Source organism: Thermopolyspora sp. NPDC052614 (genome assembly GCF_040678635.1).
In the GTDB taxonomy this organism is placed as follows: Bacteria; Actinomycetota; Actinomycetes; order Streptosporangiales; family Streptosporangiaceae; genus Thermopolyspora.
In genome coordinates this window covers 101,561-123,006 of sequence record NZ_JBFATZ010000008.1, presented here as the reverse complement: position 1 = coordinate 123,006, position 21,446 = coordinate 101,561, and the positions used below count along the sequence as shown (strand labels likewise).

At 69.6% G+C, this 21,446-nt stretch carries 16 protein-coding genes and 1 riboswitch; of the genes, 11 read left to right on the top strand and 5 right to left on the bottom strand.

The window, feature by feature from the left end; all coding sequences use genetic code 11:
* Window positions 1-213 precede the first annotated feature (213 nt).
* Both lysX and AB0K60_RS19050 read left to right on the top strand, forming a co-directional pair.
* Window positions 214-1,728: a bifunctional lysylphosphatidylglycerol synthetase/lysine--tRNA ligase LysX gene (gene lysX, locus AB0K60_RS19055; protein WP_364056162.1), complete on the top strand. Its 1,515-nt coding sequence runs from the start codon at window positions 214-216 to the stop codon at window positions 1,726-1,728.
* 219 nt (window positions 1,729-1,947) lie between these two features.
* Complete coding sequence (locus AB0K60_RS19050) at window positions 1,948-2,196, top strand: LuxR C-terminal-related transcriptional regulator (RefSeq protein WP_364056159.1); 249 nt, start codon at window positions 1,948-1,950, stop codon at window positions 2,194-2,196.
* A 229-nt stretch (window positions 2,197-2,425) separates the two neighbouring features.
* Here the strand turns inward: AB0K60_RS19050 and AB0K60_RS19045 are convergent, their stop codons facing one another.
* Window positions 2,426-3,400, bottom strand: a complete 975-nt coding sequence (locus AB0K60_RS19045; protein WP_364056156.1) for an NlpC/P60 family protein — start codon at window positions 3,398-3,400, stop codon at window positions 2,426-2,428.
* A gap of 3 nt (window positions 3,401-3,403) precedes the next feature.
* Window positions 3,404-3,559: riboswitch (cyclic di-AMP (ydaO/yuaA leader) on the bottom strand.
* A 308-nt stretch (window positions 3,560-3,867) separates the two neighbouring features.
* Here AB0K60_RS19045 and AB0K60_RS19040 point away from each other — a divergent pair.
* From AB0K60_RS19040 to AB0K60_RS19020, 5 genes are all read left to right on the top strand, one after another.
* On the top strand, window positions 3,868-4,440 hold the full coding sequence (locus AB0K60_RS19040) for an amino-acid N-acetyltransferase (RefSeq protein ID WP_364056153.1): 573 nt from the start codon (window positions 3,868-3,870) through the stop codon (window positions 4,438-4,440).
* Window positions 4,441-4,585: 145 nt separating this feature from the next.
* Window positions 4,586-5,920 (top strand): RDD family protein, encoded by a 1,335-nt coding sequence (locus tag AB0K60_RS19035; protein ID WP_364056150.1) that lies wholly within the window; start codon window positions 4,586-4,588, stop codon window positions 5,918-5,920.
* Between the two features lie 593 nt (window positions 5,921-6,513).
* A complete protein-coding gene (locus AB0K60_RS19030; RefSeq protein WP_364056147.1) occupies window positions 6,514-6,843 on the top strand; it encodes an Lsr2 family protein in 330 nt (109 codons plus the stop codon).
* 269 nt (window positions 6,844-7,112) lie between these two features.
* Window positions 7,113-9,620, top strand: a complete 2,508-nt coding sequence (locus AB0K60_RS19025) for an ATP-dependent Clp protease ATP-binding subunit (protein ID WP_364056144.1) — start codon at window positions 7,113-7,115, stop codon at window positions 9,618-9,620.
* Window positions 9,621-10,300: 680 nt separating this feature from the next.
* Window positions 10,301-11,257 (top strand): TIM barrel protein, encoded by a 957-nt coding sequence (locus tag AB0K60_RS19020; RefSeq protein WP_364056141.1) that lies wholly within the window; start codon window positions 10,301-10,303, stop codon window positions 11,255-11,257.
* Window positions 11,258-11,278: 21 nt separating this feature from the next.
* Here the strand turns inward: AB0K60_RS19020 and AB0K60_RS19015 are convergent, their stop codons facing one another.
* Window positions 11,279-12,145 (bottom strand): A/G-specific adenine glycosylase, encoded by an 867-nt coding sequence (locus tag AB0K60_RS19015; protein ID WP_364056138.1) that lies wholly within the window; start codon window positions 12,143-12,145, stop codon window positions 11,279-11,281.
* Between the two features lie 66 nt (window positions 12,146-12,211).
* Between AB0K60_RS19015 and AB0K60_RS19010 the strand changes: the two genes are divergently transcribed.
* Window positions 12,212-12,961: a hypothetical protein gene (locus AB0K60_RS19010; RefSeq protein ID WP_364056135.1), complete on the top strand. Its 750-nt coding sequence runs from the start codon at window positions 12,212-12,214 to the stop codon at window positions 12,959-12,961.
* Between the two features lie 42 nt (window positions 12,962-13,003).
* Here the strand turns inward: AB0K60_RS19010 and disA are convergent, their stop codons facing one another.
* From disA to AB0K60_RS18995, 3 genes are all read right to left on the bottom strand, one after another.
* Window positions 13,004-14,095 (bottom strand): DNA integrity scanning diadenylate cyclase DisA, encoded by a 1,092-nt coding sequence (disA, locus tag AB0K60_RS19005; RefSeq protein WP_364056132.1) that lies wholly within the window; start codon window positions 14,093-14,095, stop codon window positions 13,004-13,006.
* A gap of 540 nt (window positions 14,096-14,635) precedes the next feature.
* Window positions 14,636-16,060, bottom strand: coding sequence for a DNA repair protein RadA (radA, locus tag AB0K60_RS19000; RefSeq protein WP_364056129.1), 1,425 nt, complete (start codon window positions 16,058-16,060; stop codon window positions 14,636-14,638).
* 679 nt (window positions 16,061-16,739) lie between these two features.
* The gene (locus AB0K60_RS18995; protein ID WP_364056126.1) at window positions 16,740-17,444 is read right to left on the bottom strand and encodes a methyltransferase domain-containing protein; all 705 of its coding nucleotides are present in this window, start codon (window positions 17,442-17,444) and stop codon (window positions 16,740-16,742) included.
* A gap of 59 nt (window positions 17,445-17,503) precedes the next feature.
* Here AB0K60_RS18995 and AB0K60_RS18990 point away from each other — a divergent pair, with 59 nt between their 5' ends.
* The 3 genes from AB0K60_RS18990 (at window position 17,504) to AB0K60_RS18980 (ending at window position 21,390) form a co-directional block, all read left to right on the top strand.
* The gene (locus AB0K60_RS18990; RefSeq protein ID WP_364056123.1) at window positions 17,504-18,322 is read left to right on the top strand and encodes a sugar phosphate isomerase/epimerase; all 819 of its coding nucleotides are present in this window, start codon (window positions 17,504-17,506) and stop codon (window positions 18,320-18,322) included.
* Entirely contained in the window at window positions 18,319-19,002 is a 684-nt protein-coding gene (locus AB0K60_RS18985; RefSeq protein WP_364056120.1) for a TetR family transcriptional regulator, read from the top strand. The genes AB0K60_RS18990 and AB0K60_RS18985 overlap by 4 nt, the downstream gene beginning before the upstream one ends.
* A gap of 261 nt (window positions 19,003-19,263) precedes the next feature.
* On the top strand, window positions 19,264-21,390 hold the full coding sequence (locus tag AB0K60_RS18980; RefSeq protein WP_364056117.1) for a (Fe-S)-binding protein: 2,127 nt from the start codon (window positions 19,264-19,266) through the stop codon (window positions 21,388-21,390).
* Window positions 21,391-21,446 lie beyond the last annotated feature (56 nt).

The following is a 21,446-nucleotide window of genomic DNA, read 5'->3' as shown; positions in this document are numbered from 1 at the left end:
CCGCCCCGATCTCGGGCGCGGTCGGCACCGCGCGGGTGTCGGCGGCCGGTCTCGTGCCTCGTCTCCTCCGGCGCGCGTGCCGGTTGGCGCGGTTGTACGCCGCGGTGAGGGCGCTGAGAGCCGGGTCCTCCCTCGTCTGTCCGGAGTGCCCTGGCGGGCGCTCCCGCGTTATTGAGTCCAGATCACCGGCGCGCTCTCGCTAACCTTTGTCATGTGACCGAAGACGTGACGACGACCTCGCTCTCCAAGCAGTCGGAGCTGCCCGAGCAGATCCGGGTGCGCATGGAGAAGCTCGACCGCCTCCGCCAGGAGGGTGTCGACCCCTACCCGGTGAACTTTCCGCGTACGGCGACCATCGCGGAGATCAGGGAGAAACACCAGGGGCTGGAGCCGGACACCGCGACGGGCGAGCGCGTCGGGGTCACCGGCCGCGTCATGCTGTCCCGGCAGGGCGGCAAGCTGTGCTTCGCCACGATCCGCGACGGGTCGGGCGACCTGCAGATCATGCTCTCCCTCGACAAGGTGGGCGAGGAGTCGCTGGCCCGGTGGAAGCGGGACATCGACCTCGGCGACCACGTCGGCGTCGAGGGTGAGGTGATCACCTCGCGGCGCGGCGAGTTGTCGATCCAGGTGGAGAGCTGGGCGCTGACGTCGAAGTGCCTGCGCCCGCTGCCGGAGAAGCACGCCGGGCTCACCGACCCCGAGGCGCGGGTGCGGCTGCGCTACGTCGATCTGATCGTCAACGACGAGGCGCGGCGGATGGCGCGCCTTCGGAGTGACACCGTGCGGGCCGTGCGGGACTTCTGGCACGAGGAGGGGTACCTGGAGGTCGAGACGCCGATGCTGCAGCCGATTCACGGCGGCGCGGCGGCCCGGCCGTTCAAGACCCACATCAACGCCTACGACATGGAGCTGTATCTGCGCATCGCGATCGAGCTCTACCTCAAGCGGCTGGTGGTCGGCGGCATCGAGAAGGTCTTCGAGATCAACCGCAACTTCCGCAACGAGGGCGCCGACGCGACGCACAACCCCGAGTTCACCATGATCGAGGCGTACGGGACGTACCTCGACTACAACGACATGGCCGACCTGACCCAGCGCATGTACCAGAAGGCCGTGGTGGCCGCGCTGGGCACCACGGTCGTGGTGCACGAGGGGAAGGAGTACGACCTCGGCCTGCCGGAGTGGCCGCGGATCACCTTGTACGGCGCGGTCTCGGCCGCCCTCGGCGAGGAGATCACGCCGGGCACGCCGCTGGAGGAGCTGCGGCGGTACGCCGACAAGCGGGAGGTGCACTGGGACCCCAAGTGGGGGCCGGGCAAGCTGGTGCAGGAGCTGTTCGAGGCGCTGGTCGAGCACACGCTCGTGCAGCCCACGTTCGTGATGGACTACCCGCTGGAGACGTCCCCGCTGACCCGGCAGCACCGCGAGGATCCGCGGCTGACCGAGAAATGGGATCTCATCGGTTTCGGCACCGAGCTGGGCACCGCGTATTCGGAGTTGGTGGATCCGATCGAGCAGCGCAGGCGGTTGACCGAGCAGTCGTTGCTCGCGGCCGGCGGCGATCCCGAAGCGATGCAGCTCGACGAGGATTTCCTGCGCGCCTTGGAGTACGCGATGCCCCCCACGGGTGGCATGGGCGCCGGGATCGACCGTATGATCATGGCCTTCACCGGGCGCAACATCCGGGAGACGATCCTGTTCCCGCTGGTCAAGCCGACCGGGTGAAACCTTGCGGAAATAGTCCGGTTTTATTTGTGTAATGGGGAAAGCGGGCCGAGAGCGCATGACTCCTAACTGATCATGCCTCTCGGCTGCCCGTTTGTGATGTCGCCCCCATCGCCGCCGCTCACGGCTTGACGACCTTGATCGAGGCGTTTAGCGTTCCACACGGAGCGGGCCAAGACAATGCAACATCGCCGAGTTCGTCGTGAGGGAGGTTTCCCGATGGCGTATCCCGATGTGGTTTCCCAGAAGGAAGATCGCGTCGTCGGTGCGGACGGTGCGGGACTCACTGAGGATGACCTGCTCCTGCTGTCCGAACTCGCCAAGGGCGTCACGGTCGACCGCGTCGGGCGGCGGCTGGACGTGAGCGGGCGCACGGTCCGGCGTCGGCTACGCGGCATCTGCGACCGGATCGGCGTCGCCACCGCCATCGAGGCGGTCGCCTGGGCGGCTCGTCGACGCCTGATCTGAGGCGACGCGCCGGCCGTCCCCTTTCGTTGGGAGGTTCGCAAGCGTTCCACCGGGCCGGGTGCCGTCCGCGCGGGGACGGTCAACCCGGTCATTCTGGTCAATCCCGGTCAAACCGGGGCAAGGCCGTACACGGCTTGCCGTCGTAGCCCCTGGAACGATGCATCCGGCGACGCGGCACGGTCACCGCGGGAGTGCGGCACCCGCGCCTTCGCCGTCAGCCGGCCGCCGATCAGTCGGCGATGCGCACGCCGCCGACGAACGGGCGGTTCTTGATCGAGGCCACGCGTACCACGTCCCCGGTTCTGGGCGCGTGCACCATGAGGCCGCCGCCGATGTAGATGCCGACGTGGTGCAGGTCGTTGTAGAAGAACACCAGGTCGCCGACGCGCAGGTCCTCGCGGGAGACCTGGCGGCCCGCGGTCCACTGGCTGCCCGTGTAGTGCGGCAGGTTGATGCCCACCTTCTGGTAGGCCCACATCACCAGACCCGAGCAGTCGAAGCTGTTGGGGCCCTCGGCCCCCCACACGTACGGCTTGAGCTGCTGGCTCATCGCGTACCGCGCCGCCTGCGCGGCCTTGCCCTGCCCCACGATCGGGATGTTCATGAACCTCGCCCGCCCGGCGGCCGACCTGAGCTGATCGTTGGCCCGCCGGTAGAGGTTGCTCTCGGTCCTGGCGATGAGCCTGCTGATCTTGTCGCGGCGATCGTCGAGCCCCTTGACGATCTTCTCGACCTCCTCCTCCTGGGCGGAGGCCTCCTTCTTGGCCCGCTCGGCCTCCGCGAGCAGCGTGCTGAGCTGGTTCACCTCCTCGCCCCGCTCAAGCTGCAGCGCGTAGGTGGTGGCCGCCCCGTCGAGGTAGGAGTCCGGGTCGCCGCTGCCGGTGAAGGCGAGCCCGGAGCCGAAGCCGCCCATCATGTACTCGCCCTGCACCAGCAGCCCCGCGCGTTCCCGCCGGATGGCGAGCTCGTCCTGGTTGTCGCGGAGGATCTTCTGCGCCTTGTCGGCGGTGTGCCGCGCCTTCTTCAGCCGCTCCCGCTCGCGGTTGTAGTCCTCGGTCAGCTTCTCGATCTCGATGTGCAGGCTCTCCACCTGCTTGGTGAGCTGACGAAGGCTGGGCTCGGGGTCGGCCGTCGCCGACAGGGCCGGTGCGCCGATCGTCAGCGCGACCACCATGACGCCGGCCAGGCACATGCGCAGCAGCAAGCAAACTCCTCTCCCAGGCCGCCTACCGGGTTAGCTGACGGGTTCGGGCCGGAGGAGCCCTACCGAGACCCCGGCCGGACAGCCCGCGGGGGTCGCGGATTCACCCCTGTGACGTGGGTCCCCGGTTCCCCATGCCAGTGCGGATGGCGGGGATTAGGCGGGCCGGCCGCTGACGCAGCCGACACCGAGCTTGGACATTAATGCACCCCAAGGTCGCGCTCAACCAGAACTGCGATTTCGTTGTGATTCGACAACTGCGGAATCACGGTCCGGTCACATCCGTGAATCGGTCCAAACCGGCCCTGCGCTGGAGCGACGAGCGGGACGACGAGGGCGGGCAGGTGCGGCCCATAGCGAAGCGGTCTGGCGCCGTTCCGGCCCCCGGCAAAAGTGATCACATCACGGAATGGTTCGGGATAACGGACCAACCGATACGAGGTGGCTCGGGCAGGATACCCTGACCTGTCATGGAGCAGGTCGCGGAGTTCACACCGCTGGAAGGTGCGGTCGTGGTGAGGCGTGCCCGTACTCCGGACGTACGGGCCATCCGGCGACTTGTCGACATCTATTCGGGGGTGGGGCCGAGCCTGCTCAAGAAAGCGACCGTCACCCTGTACGAGGACGTGCAGGAGTTCTGGGTGGCGGAGCAAGGCGGTGTCGTCGTCGGATGCGGAGCGCTCCATGTGCTCTGGGAGGATCTCGCGGAGATACGCACGGTCGCCGTGGACCCGGAATACCGCGGTCTCGGAATCGGCCACAGCATCGTCGCCGCGCTCATCGACACCGCACGGGAACTGGGACTACGCCGTGTCTTCTGCCTGACCTTCGAGGTCGGGTTCTTCGCGAAGCACGGATTCGTCCCGATCCAGGGGACGCCGGTCTCTCCGGAGGTGTACGCCGAGTTGCTCGCCTCCTATGACGAAGGGGTGGCCGAGTTTCTCGACCTGGAGCATGTCAAACCCAACACACTCGGCAACACGAGGATGCTGCTGCACCTCATGCCGCGATCGGACTCTCCACGCGACATGGGCGAAAGGTGACGGTTGATCTCTTGGGTCGCTACGTTGGGCAACAGCCAGCATGTGCCTGAATGTGCCACATGCCCTCTCGAAGTGAGGTGACACGGTGAGCACCGGACAGCCACCGTATCCACGGGATGAACCGGATGGCGGGTCGCCGCCGGGGATGCCGGATTACCGGCAGAACAATCAAGGACCGGTCGACGGGTACGACCCGGACGTGACGGTCGTCAGCTACCGATCCGACCAGTACGGCTACGGTCAGCAGGGAGGATACGGTCAGCAGCAGCCCGGCTATGGCCAGCAGCAGGGCTACGGGCAGCAGGGGCAGGACGGCGGTTACGGCTACGGCCGACAGCAGACGGGCCCGCAGTCCTACGGCTCGGCGAGCGGCCCCCAGTCCTACGGCCAGCAGACGGGCCCCCAGTCGTACGGTTCGCAGAGCGGACCGCAGTCATACGGTTCGCAGAGCGGACCGCAGTCGTACGGCTCGCAAAGCGGGCCCCAGCCGTACGGTTCCCCCAGCGGGCCGCAGTCCTACGGATCGCAGAGCGGACCGCAGTCGTACGGCTCGGCGAGCGGCCCCCAGCCCTACGGCCAGCAGGGCGATTACGGCCAGCGCTCCAGCCAGGCAGGCGGCTACGGCCAAGGGGGGTACGGCCAGCAGCCCGGCCAGGGCGGCTACGGCCAGGGCCAGGGGGGCGGCTTCGGCGGGTCCACCGACCCGGGGTACGGCCAGACCAGCGATCCCGGCTACGGCCAGGGGGGCTACGGCCAGCAGCAGGGCGGCTATGGCCAGCAGGCCGGATACGGCCAGCAGCAGGGCTACGGTCAGCAGGGCGGCTACAGCCAGCCGGGCTACGCCCAGCAGGGGTACGGCCAGACCAGCGACCCCGGCTACGGCCAGGGGGGCTACGGCCAGCAGCCCGCCTACGCGCAGCAGCAGTCCTACCCCCAGCAGGGCTACGGCCAGGGGTACGGCCAGCCGGCCTACGCCCAGGGCGCGACGCCGCCGGGCGCCCCCGCGCCGCTCGCCGAGTGGTGGCAGCGCCTGGTCGCCCGCATCATCGACGGCCTCATCTTCGGTGTGCTCAGCTTCATCATCGGGTTCATCATCGGCCTCTTCCTGGTGACCTCGGGGGCCGGCCTCACCGGGGTCTCCATCGCCACCGTCCTGTCCACCGTGCTGGTGACCGGCCTCATATTCGGCTACGAGTACTTCTTCCTGACCAAGAGCGGGCAGACGCTCGGCAAGCAGGTCATGGGCATCAAGGTGGTGCACGTCGGCGGCCCCCTCGGCCCCGGCGGGGTGGCGGGGGACGCCGCCCTGAAGCGTGCGGGGGTTATGTGGGGTGCCAACGTCCTGACGTGGATTCCCGTCGTGGGCCAGCTCCTCTACATCTTCCCGCTCGTCAACGCCATCTGGCTGTTCTTCGACAAGCCGTTGCAGCAGTGCCTGCATGACAAGGTCGCGAACACGGTGGTTGTCAAGGTTAAGTAGTGCAAGAGAGCGGGGCCGAAGGTTTACAGCCTGTCGGCCCCGTTTTCGTGTCCGGGGACGCTTGCGTCCTTGGGTACGGAGTTTGGGCGAATCTTGACCCGGCCTCCCTGACCATTCGCTTAGGCGGACCGCCGGGTCGCAATTTCAAGATCCTTTAGATCGGTCAACGAAGCCGGAACCCCTGTGGCGTCGGGGTTCTAGGAACTTGGGCCCCTTTCCGACCCCCTTTGTCGGTCATCGGGTAAGAAGCCTGGAGAGACGCGCATTAGGCTGGTAGTAGCCGCCGGGGCGTCACCCCATGGCGTCCCGATTACCCAGAGCTGGGAGCGAGGACCTATGTCAGAGGTATTGTCCGCCTTGATACCGCCGGGGCTCGTGGCGGCCGCCTTCATCTATGGCGTCGTGAAGTTGGTTCGCTCCGAGGGCCCCGCGCGGCGGCGAGAGAGCGAGCACGCCGCGAAGTCGGCGGAAGGCTCCGGGTCATGACTGGTGGCCCTACAATCGGTGGGAACACGGCGAATTGCTCGCGATGAAAATTGGGTATATGTTTGGCTAGCGAATCAAACAATGACTCTGCGAAAGGAATGCTCTAGGTGGCCACGCAGATCCAGAAGATTCTCATCGACGACCTCGACGGCGGCACGGCCAATGAGACGGTCACGTTCGCCATTGACGGAAACGCTTACGAGATCGACCTGAGCGACGACAACGCCAAGAAGCTCAGGGAGGCGCTCAGTCCTTTCGTGTCGAGCGCCCGCCGCGCCGAGACGACCCCGTCGCGCCGTCGGCGCGGAAGCCAGCGGGCCATGTCCCGTGAGAAGAGCTCGGAGATCCGCTCCTGGGCGAAGGCGAACGGTCTTCCCGTCAGCGAGCGCGGTCGTATTGCCTCCTCCGTGGTGGAGCAGTACGAAGCGGTTCACTAAGTGGGGCGACCGTGCGGTTATCTCGGCCGTTGCAGACCCCCGACGGCCGGGATAACCGCATGATCCAGTTTTGCGTGCGCGTTAAACCTCGTTCGCTTGCGGCGTAGCGGGAACATCGCACCCCCGAACAGTAGTTGGATGGGGGTGAACGCCCTGCTCTCGGGGAACGTCTTCAGCGAAGGAGCGGTTGCCGGGTCGGGGCTACCATGCGGGACGACGGGCCCGGATCTCCTGGACCCGCCTGTACCCGCTCTGTGAGGAGCGACGAGATGTTCGAAAGGTTCACCGACCGCGCGCGGCGGGTTGTCGTCCTGGCCCAGGAAGAGGCCCGGATGCTCAACCACAACTACATCGGTACTGAGCACATTCTTCTTGGCTTGATCCATGAAGGTGAGGGCGTTGCCGCCAAGGCTCTGGAGAGCCTGGGCATCAGTCTTGAAGGTGTGCGCCAGCAGGTCGAGGAGATCATCGGCCAGGGGCAGTCTGCACCGTCGGGGCACATTCCGTTCACCCCGCGTGCCAAGAAGGTCCTTGAGCTGTCGCTCCGCGAGGCCCTGCAACTTGGTCACAACTACATCGGTACCGAGCACATCCTGCTCGGCCTCATCCGTGAGGGTGAGGGCGTGGCGGCCCAGGTTCTTGTGAAACTTGGCGCCGACCTCAACCGGGTGCGGCAGCAGGTCATCCAGTTGCTCCACGGCTACCAGGGCAAGGAGCCCGCGGCAGCCGGTGGGCCGCAGGAGGCCGCGCCGTCCACCTCCCTTGTGCTTGACCAGTTTGGTCGCAACCTGACCCAGGCCGCCCGCGAGGGCAAGCTCGACCCCGTGATCGGCCGGGAGAAGGAGATTGAGCGGGTCATGCAGGTCCTGTCCCGCAGGACCAAGAACAACCCGGTCCTGGTGGGCGAGCCCGGCGTCGGCAAGACCGCCGTCGTCGAGGGGCTGTCCCAGAAGATCGTCAAGGGCGAGGTGCCCGAGACGCTCAAGGACAAGCAGCTCTACACGCTGGACCTCGGGGCCCTGGTCGCCGGCTCCCGCTACCGCGGCGACTTCGAGGAGCGCCTGAAGAAGGTGCTGAAGGAGATCCGCACCCGCGGCGACATCATCCTGTTCATCGACGAGTTGCACACGCTGGTCGGCGCGGGCGCCGCCGAGGGCGCGATCGACGCCGCCAGCATCCTCAAGCCGATGCTGGCCCGCGGCGAGCTGCAGACCATCGGCGCGACGACGCTCGACGAGTACCGCAAGCACCTGGAGAAGGACGCCGCGCTGGAGCGGCGCTTCCAGCCGATCCAGGTGGCCGAGCCCTCGCTCAGCCACACCATCGAGATCCTCAAGGGCCTGCGCGACCGTTACGAGGCGCACCACCGGGTCTCCATCACCGACGGCGCCCTGGTGGCCGCCGCCCAGCTCGCCGACCGGTACATCAGCGACCGGTTCCTGCCCGACAAGGCGATCGACCTCATCGACGAGGCCGGCTCGCGGATGCGCATCCGCCGCATGACCGCCCCGCCGGACCTGCGCGAGTACGACGAGAAGATCGCCAACGTGCGGCGCGAGAAGGAGTCCGCGATCGACGCGCAGGACTTCGAGAAGGCCGCCGCGCTGCGGGACCAGGAAAAGCAGCTCCAGCTCAAGCGCGAGCGCCGGGAGAAGGAGTGGAAGGCCGGCGACATGGACGTCGTCGCCGAGGTCACCGAGGAGCTCATCGCCGAGGTCCTCGCCACCGCCACCGGCATCCCGGTCTTCAAGCTCACCGAGGAGGAGTCCCAGCGGCTGCTCCGCATGGAGGACGAGCTCCACAAGCGGATCATCGGGCAGGACGACGCGATCAAGGGTCTGTCCCGTTCGATCCGGCGTACCCGCGCCGGCCTGAAGGACCCGCGCCGTCCCGGCGGCTCGTTCATCTTCGCCGGCCCGTCCGGCGTGGGGAAGACCGAGCTGTCCAAGGCCCTCGCCGAGTTCCTCTTCGGCGACGAGGACGCGCTGATCCAGCTTGACATGTCCGAGTTCATGGAGAAGCACACCGTCTCGCGGCTGTTCGGCTCCCCGCCCGGCTACGTCGGGTACGAGGAGGGCGGCCAGCTCACCGAGAAGGTCCGGCGCAAGCCGTTCTCCGTGGTCCTGTTCGACGAGATCGAAAAGGCCCACCCGGACATCTTCAACTCGCTGCTGCAGATCCTGGAGGACGGTCGCCTGACCGACGCCCAGGGCCGCGTGGTGGACTTCAAGAACACCGTCATCATCATGACGACCAACCTCGGCACCCGGGACATCTCCAAGGGCATCGGGGTCGGGTTCGCCAAGTCCAACGACGTGGAGAGCAACTACGACCGGATGAAGGCGAAGGTCCAGGAGGAGCTCAAGCAGCACTTCCGGCCCGAGTTCCTCAACCGCGTCGACGACATCGTGGTCTTCCACCAGCTCACGCCGAAGGAGATCATCGAGATCGTCGATTTGATGCTCGCCCAGGTGGACGCCCGGCTCAAGGACCGCGACATGGGCCTGGAGCTCACCCCGGCGGCCAAGCAGCTGCTCGCCGACCGTGGCTACGACCCGGTCATGGGCGCCCGCCCGCTGCGCAGGACGATCCAGCGCGAGCTCGAGGACGCGCTGTCCGAGAAGATCCTGTACGGCGAACTCCGCGCCGGCCAGCTCGTCAAGGTCGACGTCGAGGGCGAGGGCGACGCGGCGAAGTTCGTCTTCACCGGCGAGAGCCGCGCCCAGAGCGAGGTGCCCGACTCGGCGGCCGCCATCGCCGGTCCGATCAGGCACTGATCGTCCCATAGAGAACCCCGCGTGAGCCGCTCACGCGGGGTTTTCTCATGCCTGGACCCGCCCAAGGCGATCGGGCACGAGATGATCGCGCACGAGATGATCGGGGGGCGATGATAAGGCGGGGTCACCCACGGTCGCTGAAGATCGCGACACTTGGGCGGTGCGGACCACGCCTGCCAGGATCGCGTGGCCTGCCAAAGATCGCACGCGGTTGGATGCGCCGCAGTCTCACCGCCCTGGGCTCCAAGCTCGCCGCCTAACGGGCGAGCCCGCCTCAATGGCGTGATCCGAGCGGGTCAGCCTGGACGGACATGGGCGGGTATGGCACGCGGTCGGATGCGCTGCAGTCTCACCGGCGTAGCGGCGGGAAGCCGCCGGAGGCGGCCGATCACACCCGGGCATCGATCGGTGACCTGCGGCGAACCTCACACCGTCCGCTTCAGGACGTGAGATTGAGGATTTCCGCCACCAGTGGTAGTACTACACTTTGTAGAGTATCAACCTGTCGATGTACCTCGATATCGGCTGCACGGGTGACGCGCGATGCCACGGACACCGGGCACCATCGTGCGAGCCGGCCGGGAGATCCCTGCGGAGGGTGAACCGGTGTCCCCGGCGACCTGCCGGTCGCATGAGGGCATTCAACGTCGAACGCACGGGGAGAACTGGGAGGCACCGGGATGCGCCTGCGTCACGATGAGGGCACGCTCGTCCACCTGGCATACAACGCGGGCGTTCACCCCGCCGAGGATCTGGAGAACCTCATCGCCCACCTGACCCGCTACGCCGTACCGGTGCGCCGCAAGCTCGGCGTGGAGCGGCTGGGCGTCGGGCTCTGGCTCGCCCCCGCGGTCGCCGACCACCTCATCGCCGACCGCATCGAACTGGTACGGCTGCGCCGCTCGCTGGAGGAGCGCGGCCTGGAGGTCGTCGGCCTCAACGGCACCGGCGGCCGCCACCAGGAGGCCCCCGGGCCCGACTGGGCCAAGCCCGAGCGCTACCGCTACACGATGGCCCTCGCCAAGATCCTCGCCTTCCTGCTGCCGGACGACGTACAGCACGGCTCGATCTCCACGATCCCGATCGGCTGGCGCCGCGACTGGCCCGCCGACCTGCAGGCGATCGCCAACCGCCGCTTGGAGCGGCTCTCCCGCGAACTGCGCGGCCTCTACAGCGTGACCGGCAAGACCATCCGCGTCGGCTTCGAGCCCTGGCCCGGCTGCGTCATCGAGACCACCGAGCAGGCGCTCGAACGCGTCGGCGGCATCGACCCCGAGCACCTGGGCGTCTGCCTGGACGCCTGCCACCTGTCGAACGGCCAGGAGCAGACCGGCGACGCCCTACGCGGCCTCGCCCGCGCGGGCGCCCCCGTGGTGCGGCTCTGCCACGTCCACGACCACGAGCACACCCGCGGCCCCGCCGGCGACCTGCCCAGCACCCAGCCGGTGCTCCAGGACACGATGACGGCCCTGCTGTCCGGCTCGGTCAACGGCAGCGCCCACATCGAGGTCGAGTCCCACGACCTGTCCGCCATCAAGAAGACCAAGGGCCCGGCCGCCCTCGTCGCCCGCCTCGCCGACGAACTCGACTGGACCCGCCGCAGCCTCACCGCCCTGGGCTTCAAGCTCGCCGCCTGACGAGCGAGAGCCGCCCCCCGATCAGGCGGGAAGGCGGTAGGTGCCGTCGTCGAGGACCTCGGCGAGGCCGTCGGCGATGAGGCCGTCGAGCGCGCGCTCGCGCTGCACCGCGTCGTCCCAGACGACGTCAAGCGCCGGTTTGGGGACCGGGCCGTGGGCCTGGCGCAGGACGGCCAGCAGGCGGCCACGGCACTGGCGGTCGGTGCCCGCGTAGGTCTGGCCCCGGCGCGGCGGGCCGTCGTGGGCGGGGCGTCCGGCCAGACGCCAGGCGCAGCGGGCGGCGATGGGGCAGTCCGCGCAGCGGGGGGAGCGGGCCGTGCAGACGAGCGCGCCCAGTTCCATGACGGCCACCGCCCACCGGGGCGCGTCCACGGCGGGAAGCAGCGACTCGGCGAGTCTCCGCTCGGCGGCGGTGGTGGTCTTCGGCGGATACTCCACCCCCTGTACGGCTCGCGCCAGCACCCGCCGCACGTTCGTGTCCAGCACCGCGTGCCGCCCGCCGTAGGCGAAGCTGGCGACGGCCGCCGCCGTGTAGTCCCCGATGCCGGGCAGCGCCCGCAGCCGCTCGTACTCGGACGGCACCCGTCCGTCATGCTCGGCCACGATCGCCCGCGCGCACGCGTGCAGGTTGAGCGCCCGGCGCGGATAGCCCAGCCGCCCCCACTCCCGCACCGCCTCCCCGGGCGGCTCCGCGGCCAGGTCGGCGGGGGCGGGCCAGCGCCGCATCCAGACCTCCCACACGGGCAGCACGCGGGCGACGGGCGTCTGCTGCAGCATGATCTCGCTGACCAGGATGCCCCACGGCGTCGCGTCGGGACGTCGCCAGGGCAGGTCACGCGCCTTCTCGGCGTACCAGTTCAAAATGGGCTCGCGAAGTGACAGGGACACCCCAGGGAGCTTAAAGGACTGGCGCGCCCCCGCTCGTCGCCCGTCAGGCGTCCACATACTGACCGCATGGATCCGGACACGTTTCGTGGTGACGTCGGGGTGCCGGACCCGGATGTCTACTGGCGCCGCCGCATCTCGGTGCTCACCGCGCTGCTCGTGGTGGTCGCCCTGGTGGTGTGGGCGTGCACCAGAACGCCTGGCGAGTCCACCGACGCCGCAGGCGGCCGCGACTCCTCGGCCGCGGCCCAGGGGCGGAACGCCGACGGCTCCGGCGAGGTCGCGAACGCGCGACCCGCCGCCGGCACCTCGGGCGACACCGCAGCCGACACAGACGCCGACGCAGATGCCGACGCAGATGCCGACGCAGATGCCGACGCAGACGCCGACACCGCCGCCTCGCCCACGCCGCGGCCCATGCGACGCCCCGGCGGCCAGTGCGAGGAGAAGGATCTGGTCGTCCACCTGGAGGGCCTGCAGGAGGTCTACGGCGCCAAGGTACGGCCGCGCTTCCTGGTGATGCTGGTCAACACCGGACCCGACGACTGCGTCACGGACGTCGGTCCCCGTGGCCTCGAAATGCGGATCACCTCCGGCCCGGACCGCGTGTGGTCGAGCGCCGACTGCGTGAGCGGCGACTCCCGGCGGCTACGCCGCCTCGAACGCGGTGTCCCCTTCATCCGCACCGTCGACTGGGATCGCCGCCGCTCCGGCCGCGACTGCTCGGCCTCCCGCCCGACGGCCCGCTCCGGCACCTACGTCGCCACCGCCGTCACCGGCTCCCTGCGCAGCCCGAAGGCCGTCTTCCACCTACGCTGACCGCTCGCTCCTCGCACGCGCGTGGCCGGTACGGCGGCTCGCTCAGACGTAGCGTTCGAGGATCGAGCTCTCGGCCACCCGGGAGAGCCCCTCGCGGATGCTCCGGGCGCGGGCCTCGCCCACGCCGTCGACGGACTGCAGGTCGTCGATGCTGGCCGCGAGGAGCTTCTGCAGGGTTCCGAAATGGTCGACGAGACGGTCGATGACGGGCGTGGGTAGGCGGGGCACCTTGGCGAGCAGACGGAAGCCTCGGGGGCTCACAGAGCCGTCCAGCGACCCTCCGGAGGCGTTGTGGCCGAGGACCTCGGCGACGGCGGAGAGGTCGAGCAGCTCGGCGGGGGACAGGCGGTCCAGGTCGTGCAGCGCGTCGGCGTACCGGCGCGGGCCCGCGCGCAGATAGTCGCGCACGATGAGGACGCGATCCTCGTCGAGGCCGGCGACCAGTTCGTCCAGTTGCAGCGCGATCAGACGGCCGTCGGTGCCGAGCTCCACGACGTAGCCCTCGATCTCATCGGCGATGCGGCGCACCATCTCCAGGCGTTGCACGGCCGCGGACATGTCCCGCACGGTGACCAGGTCCTCGATCTCCAGCGCGGACAGCGCCCCGGTGACCTCGTCCAGCCGGAGCTTGTACCGCTCAAGCGTGGCCAGCGCCTGGTTCGCCTTGGACAGGATCGTCGCCGACTCCTCCAGCAGGTGGCGCACCCCGTCGATGTAGAGGGCGATGATCCGCATCGACTTGCTGATCGAGACGACGGGGAACCGGGTCTGCCGGGAGACGCGCTGCGCGGTCCGATGCCGCGTGCCGGACTCGTCGGTCGGAATGCCCGGATCGGGCACCAGATGCACCGCCGCCCGCACGATCCGATGATCGCCACAGCTCAGCACGATCGCGCCGTCCATCTTGGCGAGCTCCCGCAGCCTTGGCGCGGAGAACTCCACGTCCAGCTCGAACCCGCCCGAGCACAGCTTCTCCACCGAGGCGTCATAGCCGAGCACGACCAGCCCGCCCGTCTGGCCGCGCAGGATGCGCTCCAGCCCGTCGCGCAGCGCGGTGCCCGGAGCGACCGCCGCGAGGATGGCCCGCCGCCGTTCGTCCGGTCCCCTGTCGTCCATCGCAACCTGACCCCCCACCTGGGCCAGCCTAGTTCGCAAGCCCCGGTTTCTCAGCCGACATGCGTTTCTCGTCGCCCTGCCCGCCCCGGCACCAGCCTGCTCTTGCGCCGATGCCGTGCTGGCCGTACGGGGCCGGGGTGGGGTTGGCCTGTGATGGTCCGGTCGGCAAGATGGACCATTTCGAAGCCGATAAGCGTTCTCGTTGCCGTGCTGTCCGTCACGGCACCGGCCCGCCCCCGTGTCGACGCCGCGCTGGCCGTGCGAGCCGGGGGTGGGGTTGGCCTGTGATGGTCCGGTCGGCGAAATGGACCATTTCGAAGCCGACAAGCGTCTCTCGTTGCCGTCCCGTCCGTCACGGCACCGGCCCACCCCTGTGCCGACGCCGCCCTGGCCTCACGGGGCCGTCGCGAGACGACCCGTGTCGCCGGGGTGCGCCCGGGCGGTGGGATCGCGCCGCCGATGGCCCGACTGGCGACCCAGACCATTCCAAGGGGCGGGGGTCATTTCGTCGGCCTTGTGGCGTCGAGCGCCTGGCCGGGACCGGCCGGTTCGGTGGGCTCATCCGACGTGGGCGAACGCGTCCCAGACGTTTTCGGCCTCGATGACCTCGAAGCCGGGTTGGAACGTCGTTGTGCGGACCTTGGCGGCTCTCGGCACCAGGTGGCGTCCGCGTTCGGGGGCGGGCAGGGGCGGGGCCGTGGGCTCCAGCGAGCCGGTGGGGACCAGGGCGCGGGAGAAGCCGAGGCGGGCGGCCTCGGCGAGTCTGCGGCGTACGTCGCGGACCGGGCGGAGTTCGCCGGCGAGGCCGACCTCGCCCATGGCGATGAGGCCGGCGGGTAGGGCCTTGTCGCCGGCGGCGCTGGCGACGGCGAGCATCACCGCCAGGTCCACGGCCGGGTCGACGAGGCGGATGCCGCCGACGGTCGCGGTGAAGACGTCGCAGCCGCCGAGGCGGGCGTTGAGGCGGCGCTCCAGGACGGCCAGCACCATCGCCACCCGGTAGGGGTCGAGCCCGGAGGAGGTACGGCGGGGCTGCTGGGCCTCGGTCGGGCCGACGAGCGCCTGCACCTCGGCGGGCAGCGGACGGGTGCCCTCCACGGTGACGGTGACGCAGGTGCCGGGGACGGGCTCGGAGCGGCGGGACACGAACAGGCCGCTGGGGTCGGCGAGGCCCTCGATGCCGCGCTCGTGCAGGTCGAAGCAGCCGACCTCGTCGGTGGGGCCGAATCGGTTCTTCACGGCGCGGACCATGCGCAGCCGGGAGTGCCGGTCGCCCTCGAAGTTCAGCACCACGTCGACCAGGTGCTCAAGGACGCGGGGGCCGGCGATCGAGCCGTCCTTGGTCACGTGGCCCACCAGGACGGTGGACATGTCCCGTTCCTTGGCGAGCCGTACCAGGTTGGCGGCGGCCTCCCGTACCTGCGTGGACCCGCCGGGGATGCCGGTGACCTGGGCCGATCCGATCGTCTGCACCGAGTCCACGACGAGCATGCTCGGCTCGATCTTCTCGACGTGGCTGATGAGCGCGCCGAGCTCGGTCTCGGCGGCCAGGTAGAGCCGGTCGCGGACGGCGCCGATGCGGTCGGCCCGCATCCGTACCTGCGCCGCCGACTCCTCCCCGGTGACGTACAGCACGGTCTCCCGCTCGGCCAGCCGCGCCGCCGCGTCGAGCAGCAGCGTCGACTTGCCGATGCCCGGCTCACCGGCGAGCAGCACGACTCCGCCGGGCACCAGGCCGCCGCCGAGCACCCGGTCCAGTTCGCCCACGCCCGTCGTGCGCGCCTGCGCGACCTCGGCCTTGACCTGCCCGATCGGCACGGCCGGCGCGGAGACCGGCGCGGCCTGCACGACCCGGGCGCCCGGCCGCGCGCCCTCCTCGTCGACGGTGCCCCACGCCTGGCACTCCCCGCACCGCCCCACCCATTTGGTGGTGCGCCACCCGCACTCCGTGCACCGATATCCCGGCTTCGCGGCCTTGGCCACTGGATCCTCCTCATGACAACGGCCACCCGAAGCACGCCGCCCGGACGCGCCCCGCCGGCGACGCGGTGACGGCGGCCGGGGGGAGTGCGCGCGGCCACGGCCCGCGGGGGCCGGAGGACGCGTGCATGGTCGTGGTGGTCACGACGGCACCGTACAGGTCCGGACCGACCGAATTCGCGGCACCGCCGGTCCTTCGTGTCGGAGCCGGGCCGTGCAGGCCCGGCCCGGACAGGGCCAGGCTCTTCACCGGTGGTCCCGGCGGTAGCAGTGCGTCGAGCGCCGGACGGAACACTTCGGCGGCAGGGCCTTCGCGGCGACGCTCGGGCCGCCCCGCCTGCAGACCGAGGATGGGCCCCGGCCCGTCTGCACGCTCGCCGTCGGCTCGGCCGCGGCGGGCCGCCTGCCCCACGGCACCGCCGGCGCGTGGTCGGAGTCCGTCGTCGTCCGCGATCGCCTCGGATCGCCCGCCCCCGGGGGATCAGGTGTTTCTCTACGCCGCGCGGCCCCAGGCTCTTGCTCGTGGTCCGCGCCGGGGGATCAGGTGTTTCTCTACGCCGCGCGGCCCCAGGCCCTTGCTCGTGGTCCGCGCCGGGCGGGCGGCCTTGGTGGCGATCTCCGTGGCGGCCGGGCGGCCGTGGCTAGTGGGGCGGCTAGTGGGGCGGAAGGATCGGCGGAGGGGTCAGGGGCCGTAGTGGCGCCAGCGGAGCACGTTGGGGTAGGGGACGACGAGGCCGGGCGTCTCGGCGATGGCCTGCTCGGCGACCTCGGGGGTGAACTCGATGCGCAGGACGGCCTCCAGGTCGGCGCGGTCGGTGAAGACCATGCGCAGGTCGAGTTCGCGGCGGTGCCAGCCCTGGCGGGACCAGAACGCCTCGACGGCGGCGGGGTCGTACTGGGGGACCGAGCGGGCGAACCAGTGGCCGAAGGGGCCGCGGGTGGCGTCGAGGTCGATGATGAAGGCGGCGCCGCCGCGGCGGACGACGCGGGAGAGCTCGGCGAGGCCGGGCTCGCAGCCGGGGCCGAAGAAGTACGCCCAGCGGGCGACGGCCACGTCAACGCTCGCGTCGGGCAGGGGGAGGTCCTGGGCGGCGGCGGTGCGGACCGTCACGTTCCGCAGGTCGCGGCAGCGGCGGGCGGCCAGGGCGGCGAGGCCCGCGTGCGGCTCGACACCGATGACGGCCGCGGCGGTGCGGGCGTAGCCGGGCAGGTGGAAACCGGTGCCGCAGCCGACGTCGAGGACGGTGCCGCCCGACCAGCTCCGGATCGCGGTGATCGCGGCGTCGGCCAGGCCGTCCGGATCGACGGCGCGGTTCTCCAATTCGTACGTTTTGGGGTTGTTCCAGATGTTTGGACTTGGTATGGCCCCTGTAGTGATGCTCGCCACGCCATCACCGTACGGGCATACGCCACGACCGACCATGCCAACCGCTTAGGCTTGCAGACGTGACACACGTCATCCGCGTACCCAACGCGAAGATCGCATTGTCCACGGCGTCGGTCTATCCGGAGCGGACTCCGGACGCGTTCGAGCTGGCCGCGCGCCTGGGCTACGACGGCGTGGAGATCATGGTGGGAGCCGACCCGGTGAGTCAGGACATCGACGTCCTGGAGCGCCTGTCCGATCACTACCAGGTGCCGATCCTGGCCGTGCACGCGCCCTGTCTCCTCGTCACCCAGCGGGTCTGGGGGCGTGACCCCTGGGCCAAGCTGGTCCGGGCGCAGAAGGCCGCCGAGCGGCTCGGGGCGAGCACCGTCGTGGTGCATCCCCCGTTCCGCTGGCAGCGCGACTACGCCCGCGACTTCGAGGCCGGCCTGGCCCGCATGCGCGAGCAGACCGACGTCGTCTTCGCGGTGGAGAACATGTTCCCCCTGCGTGCCCGGGGCAACAAGGTCGTGCCGTACTCGCCCGACTGGAATCCGGTGGACCACGACTTCCCCCAGGTCACGCTCGACCTGTCGCACACGGCCGTGTCCGGCTCGGACGCGATGGAGATGGCCGAGAAGCTCGGCGACCGGCTCGCGCACGTGCACCTGGCCGACGGGGTCGGCGTGACGAACCGGGACGAGCACCTGGTTCCGGGGCGCGGCTCGCAGCCGTGCGCGCCGCTGCTTGAGCGCCTGGCCAAGGCCGGGTACGGTGGGCTCATCGTGCTGGAGATCAACACCCGGAAGGCGGCGAGCCGTACCGAGCGCATCGACGACCTGGCCGAGGGCCTGGCGTTCGCCCGGCTGCACCTGGCGGCCTCGCCGGCGTCGAAGTGACCACCGAGCCCGGCACGCCCGGGCGGGACGCGACCGACACGACCGATAAGGCCGGTACGGCCGATAAGGCCCACAAGGGCGTGAAGCGGCGCGGGCGGCCGGCGGCGGGGCGGCGGCCCGGGCGGCGGCCGGGGTCGGCGGACACGCGCGGGGAGATTCTCGCGGCGGCGCGCAAGACGTTCGCGGAGAAGGGGTTCGACAAGGCGACGATCCGGGGCATCGCCCGGGAGGCACGGGTGGATCCGGCGCTCGTGCACCACTACTTCGCCACGAAGGAAGGCCTGTTCGTGGCGGCGATGCGGCTGCCGATGGATCCCAGCCAGGTCGTGCCGCAGATCCTCGACGGGCCGCGGGAGGAGCTGGGGCGGCGGGTGGCGAGGGTCCTGCTGACGCTGATGCACAATCGTGAGGCCGTCGAGCCGGTGGTCGGGCTGTTCCGCGCGGCGATGACGAACGAGCAGGCCGCGGCCACGCTGCGGGAGTTCTTCAACCAGGCGATCGTGTCTCGCCTGGCCAACGCCCTCGACATCCCCTATGTTCGGATGCAGGCCGCTGTGGCTCAAATGTCCGGTTTGATGATGATGAGGTATATCCTGCGGATTGAGCCGCTCGCCTCGGCCACGATCGACGAACTCGTCGACCTGGTGGGGCCGACCCTCCAGCGCTATCTGGTGGGCTGACGCCGACCGGGATGCCGCCGTCCGAACGGCGCGGCCTGGACGATGAGGCACGAAAAGGGCCTGAACGACGGGCCTGAGCGACGCGGCCTGGGATTTCGCGGCGCCGTGCCGTCGGGGGAGACCCTCCCCGTGACCCGCGGTAGAGCATTGTTCTAGTATCGGTGCACTGAGTCCATAAGTTACTGGCCAGTAGTTTTGAGGTAGTGTGAAGCGCCGTACTTTGGAGGACCCGTGCTGGTCATAGCGATCATCGGTTTGGCAATGACCGCCGTCGCCGTCGCGCTCGCCGCCCGCCGCGTGCGCTTCCTTTACCGTCTCGCCACCAGCGGCCAGCCCGCTCCCGAGCGGATCGAATATGCGAAAACCCACGTCCCCGACGAGATCAAGGCCCAACTCGTCGAGGTGTTCGGCCAGCGCAAGCTGCTGAAGTGGACCCCCTCGGGCACCGCCCACTTCTTCGTCATGTGGGCGTTCTTCATCCTGGCGACCGTCTACCTGGAGGGGTACGGCGCGCTCATCCAGGGCGCCATCACCGGCACCCCCGACTTCCACATCCCGATCATCGGCACCTGGCCGGTGCTCGGCTTCCTGCAGGACTTCATCGCGGTGGCCTGCCTGCTCGGCCTCGTCACCTTCACGGCCATCCGCGTCCGCACCTCGCCGAAGAAACTGGGCCGCAAGTCCCGCTTCTCCGGCTCGCACCTGGGCGGCGCCTGGCTCGTCCTTTTCATGATCTTCAACGTGATCTGGACGCTGTTCCTGTTCCGCGCCGCCGCGATCAACACCGGCAACTTCCCGTACGCGTCGGGAGCCTTCGCCTCCGAGACGGTGGCCTCCTGGCTGCGTCCGCTCGGCGAGGGCGCCAACGAGGTGCTGGAGCCGATCGGTCTGCTGCTGCACCTGGCCGTGATGCTGGTGTTCCTGGTGATCGTGGTGAACTCCAAGCACCTGCACATCGCCACCGCGCCGATGAACGTGCTGTTCTCCCGCCGCCCCGACGGCCTGGGCGCGGCGCAGCCGATGCGCAGCAACGGCAAGATCCTCGACTTCGAGGAGGCCGACCCCGACACCGACGTGTTCGGCCGCGGCAAGATCGAGGACACCACCTGGAAGGGCTTCCTCGACTTCTACACCTGCACCGAGTGCGGCCGCTGCCAGTCCCAGTGCCCGGCGTGGAACACCGACAAGCCGCTGTCGCCGAAGATGCTCATCCTCGACCAGCGCGACCACGCCTTCGCCGTCGCGCCGTACCTGCTCGCCACCGAACAAGAGCGTGAGAAGCTGCCGCAGGACGTGCTCGCCCTGGTGGACAAGCCGCTGGTCGGCGAGGACGGCGTGATCCACCCGGACGTGCTGTGGTCGTGCACCAACTGCGGCGCCTGCGTCGAGCAGTGCCCGGTGGACATCGAGCACATCGACCACATCCTCGACATGCGCCGCTACCAGGTGATGATCGAGTCGAGCTTCCCGTCCGAGGCCGGCACGATGCTGAAGAACCTGGAGAACCGCGGCAACCCGTGGGGTCTGGCCGAGGACAAGCGCCTGGAGTGGGTCGAGGAGCTCGCCTCCCGCGAGGACGACCCGATCGAGGTCACCGTCGTCGAGGACAAGGTGCCCGAGGACGTCGAGTACCTGTTCTGGGTCGGCTGCGCCGGCGCGCTTGAGGACCGGGCCAAGAAGACCACCAAGGCGGTCGCCGAGCTGTTGCACATCGCCGGGGTGAGGTTCGCGGTGCTCGGCCCGATGGAGGCGTGCACCGGCGACCCGGCCCGGCGGCTGGGCATGGAGTTCCTGTTCAACATGCTCGCCCAGCAGAACATCGAGACGCTCAACGACGCCGGCGTGAAGAAGATCGTGGCCACCTGCCCGCACTGCTTCAACACCCTGGCCAACGAGTATCCGCAGCTCGGCGGCACCTACGAGGTCGTCCACCACACGCAGTTGCTGGCCAAGCTGGTCGAGGAGGGCAGGCTCACCCCGATCACGCCGATCGACGAGAAGATCACCTACCACGACCCGTGCTTCCTCGGCCGGCACAACAAGGTGTACACGCAGCCGCGCGACATCATGGCCAAGGTTCCGGGCGTGCGTACGCAGGAGATGCACCGCTGCAAGGACCGCGGCTTCTGCTGCGGGGCGGGCGGCGCGCGCATGTGGATGGAGGAGCGCATCGGCAAGCGCATCAACACCGAGCGGGTGGACGAGGCGCTGACCACCGATCCCGACACCGTCTCCACCGCGTGCCCGTTCTGCCTGGTGATGCTCGGCGACGCGATCAACGAGAAGAAGAACGCCGGCGAGGCCAAGGAGTCGCTGGAGGTCGTGGACGTCGCCCACCTGCTGGTCCGCTCGATCAAGGGCGAGCCGGAGCGTACGGCGGGCGTCTGAGACGGCGGCACGAGCAGAGGAGGCGTTGGCGGGGGGCGTTAGGGTCGGCCATGGCG

What these genes read in the sequence shown, in the direction of transcription:
- AB0K60_RS19050 (WP_364056159.1), top strand. Translation starts at nt 1,948, where the DNA reads ATGGCGTATCCCGATGTGGTTTCCCAGAAGGAAGATCGCGTCGTCGGT.
- AB0K60_RS19040 (WP_364056153.1), top strand. Translation starts at nt 3,868, where the DNA reads ATGGAGCAGGTCGCGGAGTTCACACCGCTGGAAGGTGCGGTCGTGGTG.
- AB0K60_RS19035 (WP_364056150.1), top strand. Translation starts at nt 4,586, where the DNA reads ATGCCGGATTACCGGCAGAACAATCAAGGACCGGTCGACGGGTACGAC.
- AB0K60_RS19025 (WP_364056144.1), top strand. Translation starts at nt 7,113, where the DNA reads ATGTTCGAAAGGTTCACCGACCGCGCGCGGCGGGTTGTCGTCCTGGCC.
- AB0K60_RS19020 (WP_364056141.1), top strand. Translation starts at nt 10,301, where the DNA reads ATGCGCCTGCGTCACGATGAGGGCACGCTCGTCCACCTGGCATACAAC.
- AB0K60_RS19010 (WP_364056135.1), top strand. Translation starts at nt 12,212, where the DNA reads ATGGATCCGGACACGTTTCGTGGTGACGTCGGGGTGCCGGACCCGGAT.
- AB0K60_RS18980 (WP_364056117.1), top strand. Translation starts at nt 19,264, where the DNA reads ATGACCGCCGTCGCCGTCGCGCTCGCCGCCCGCCGCGTGCGCTTCCTT.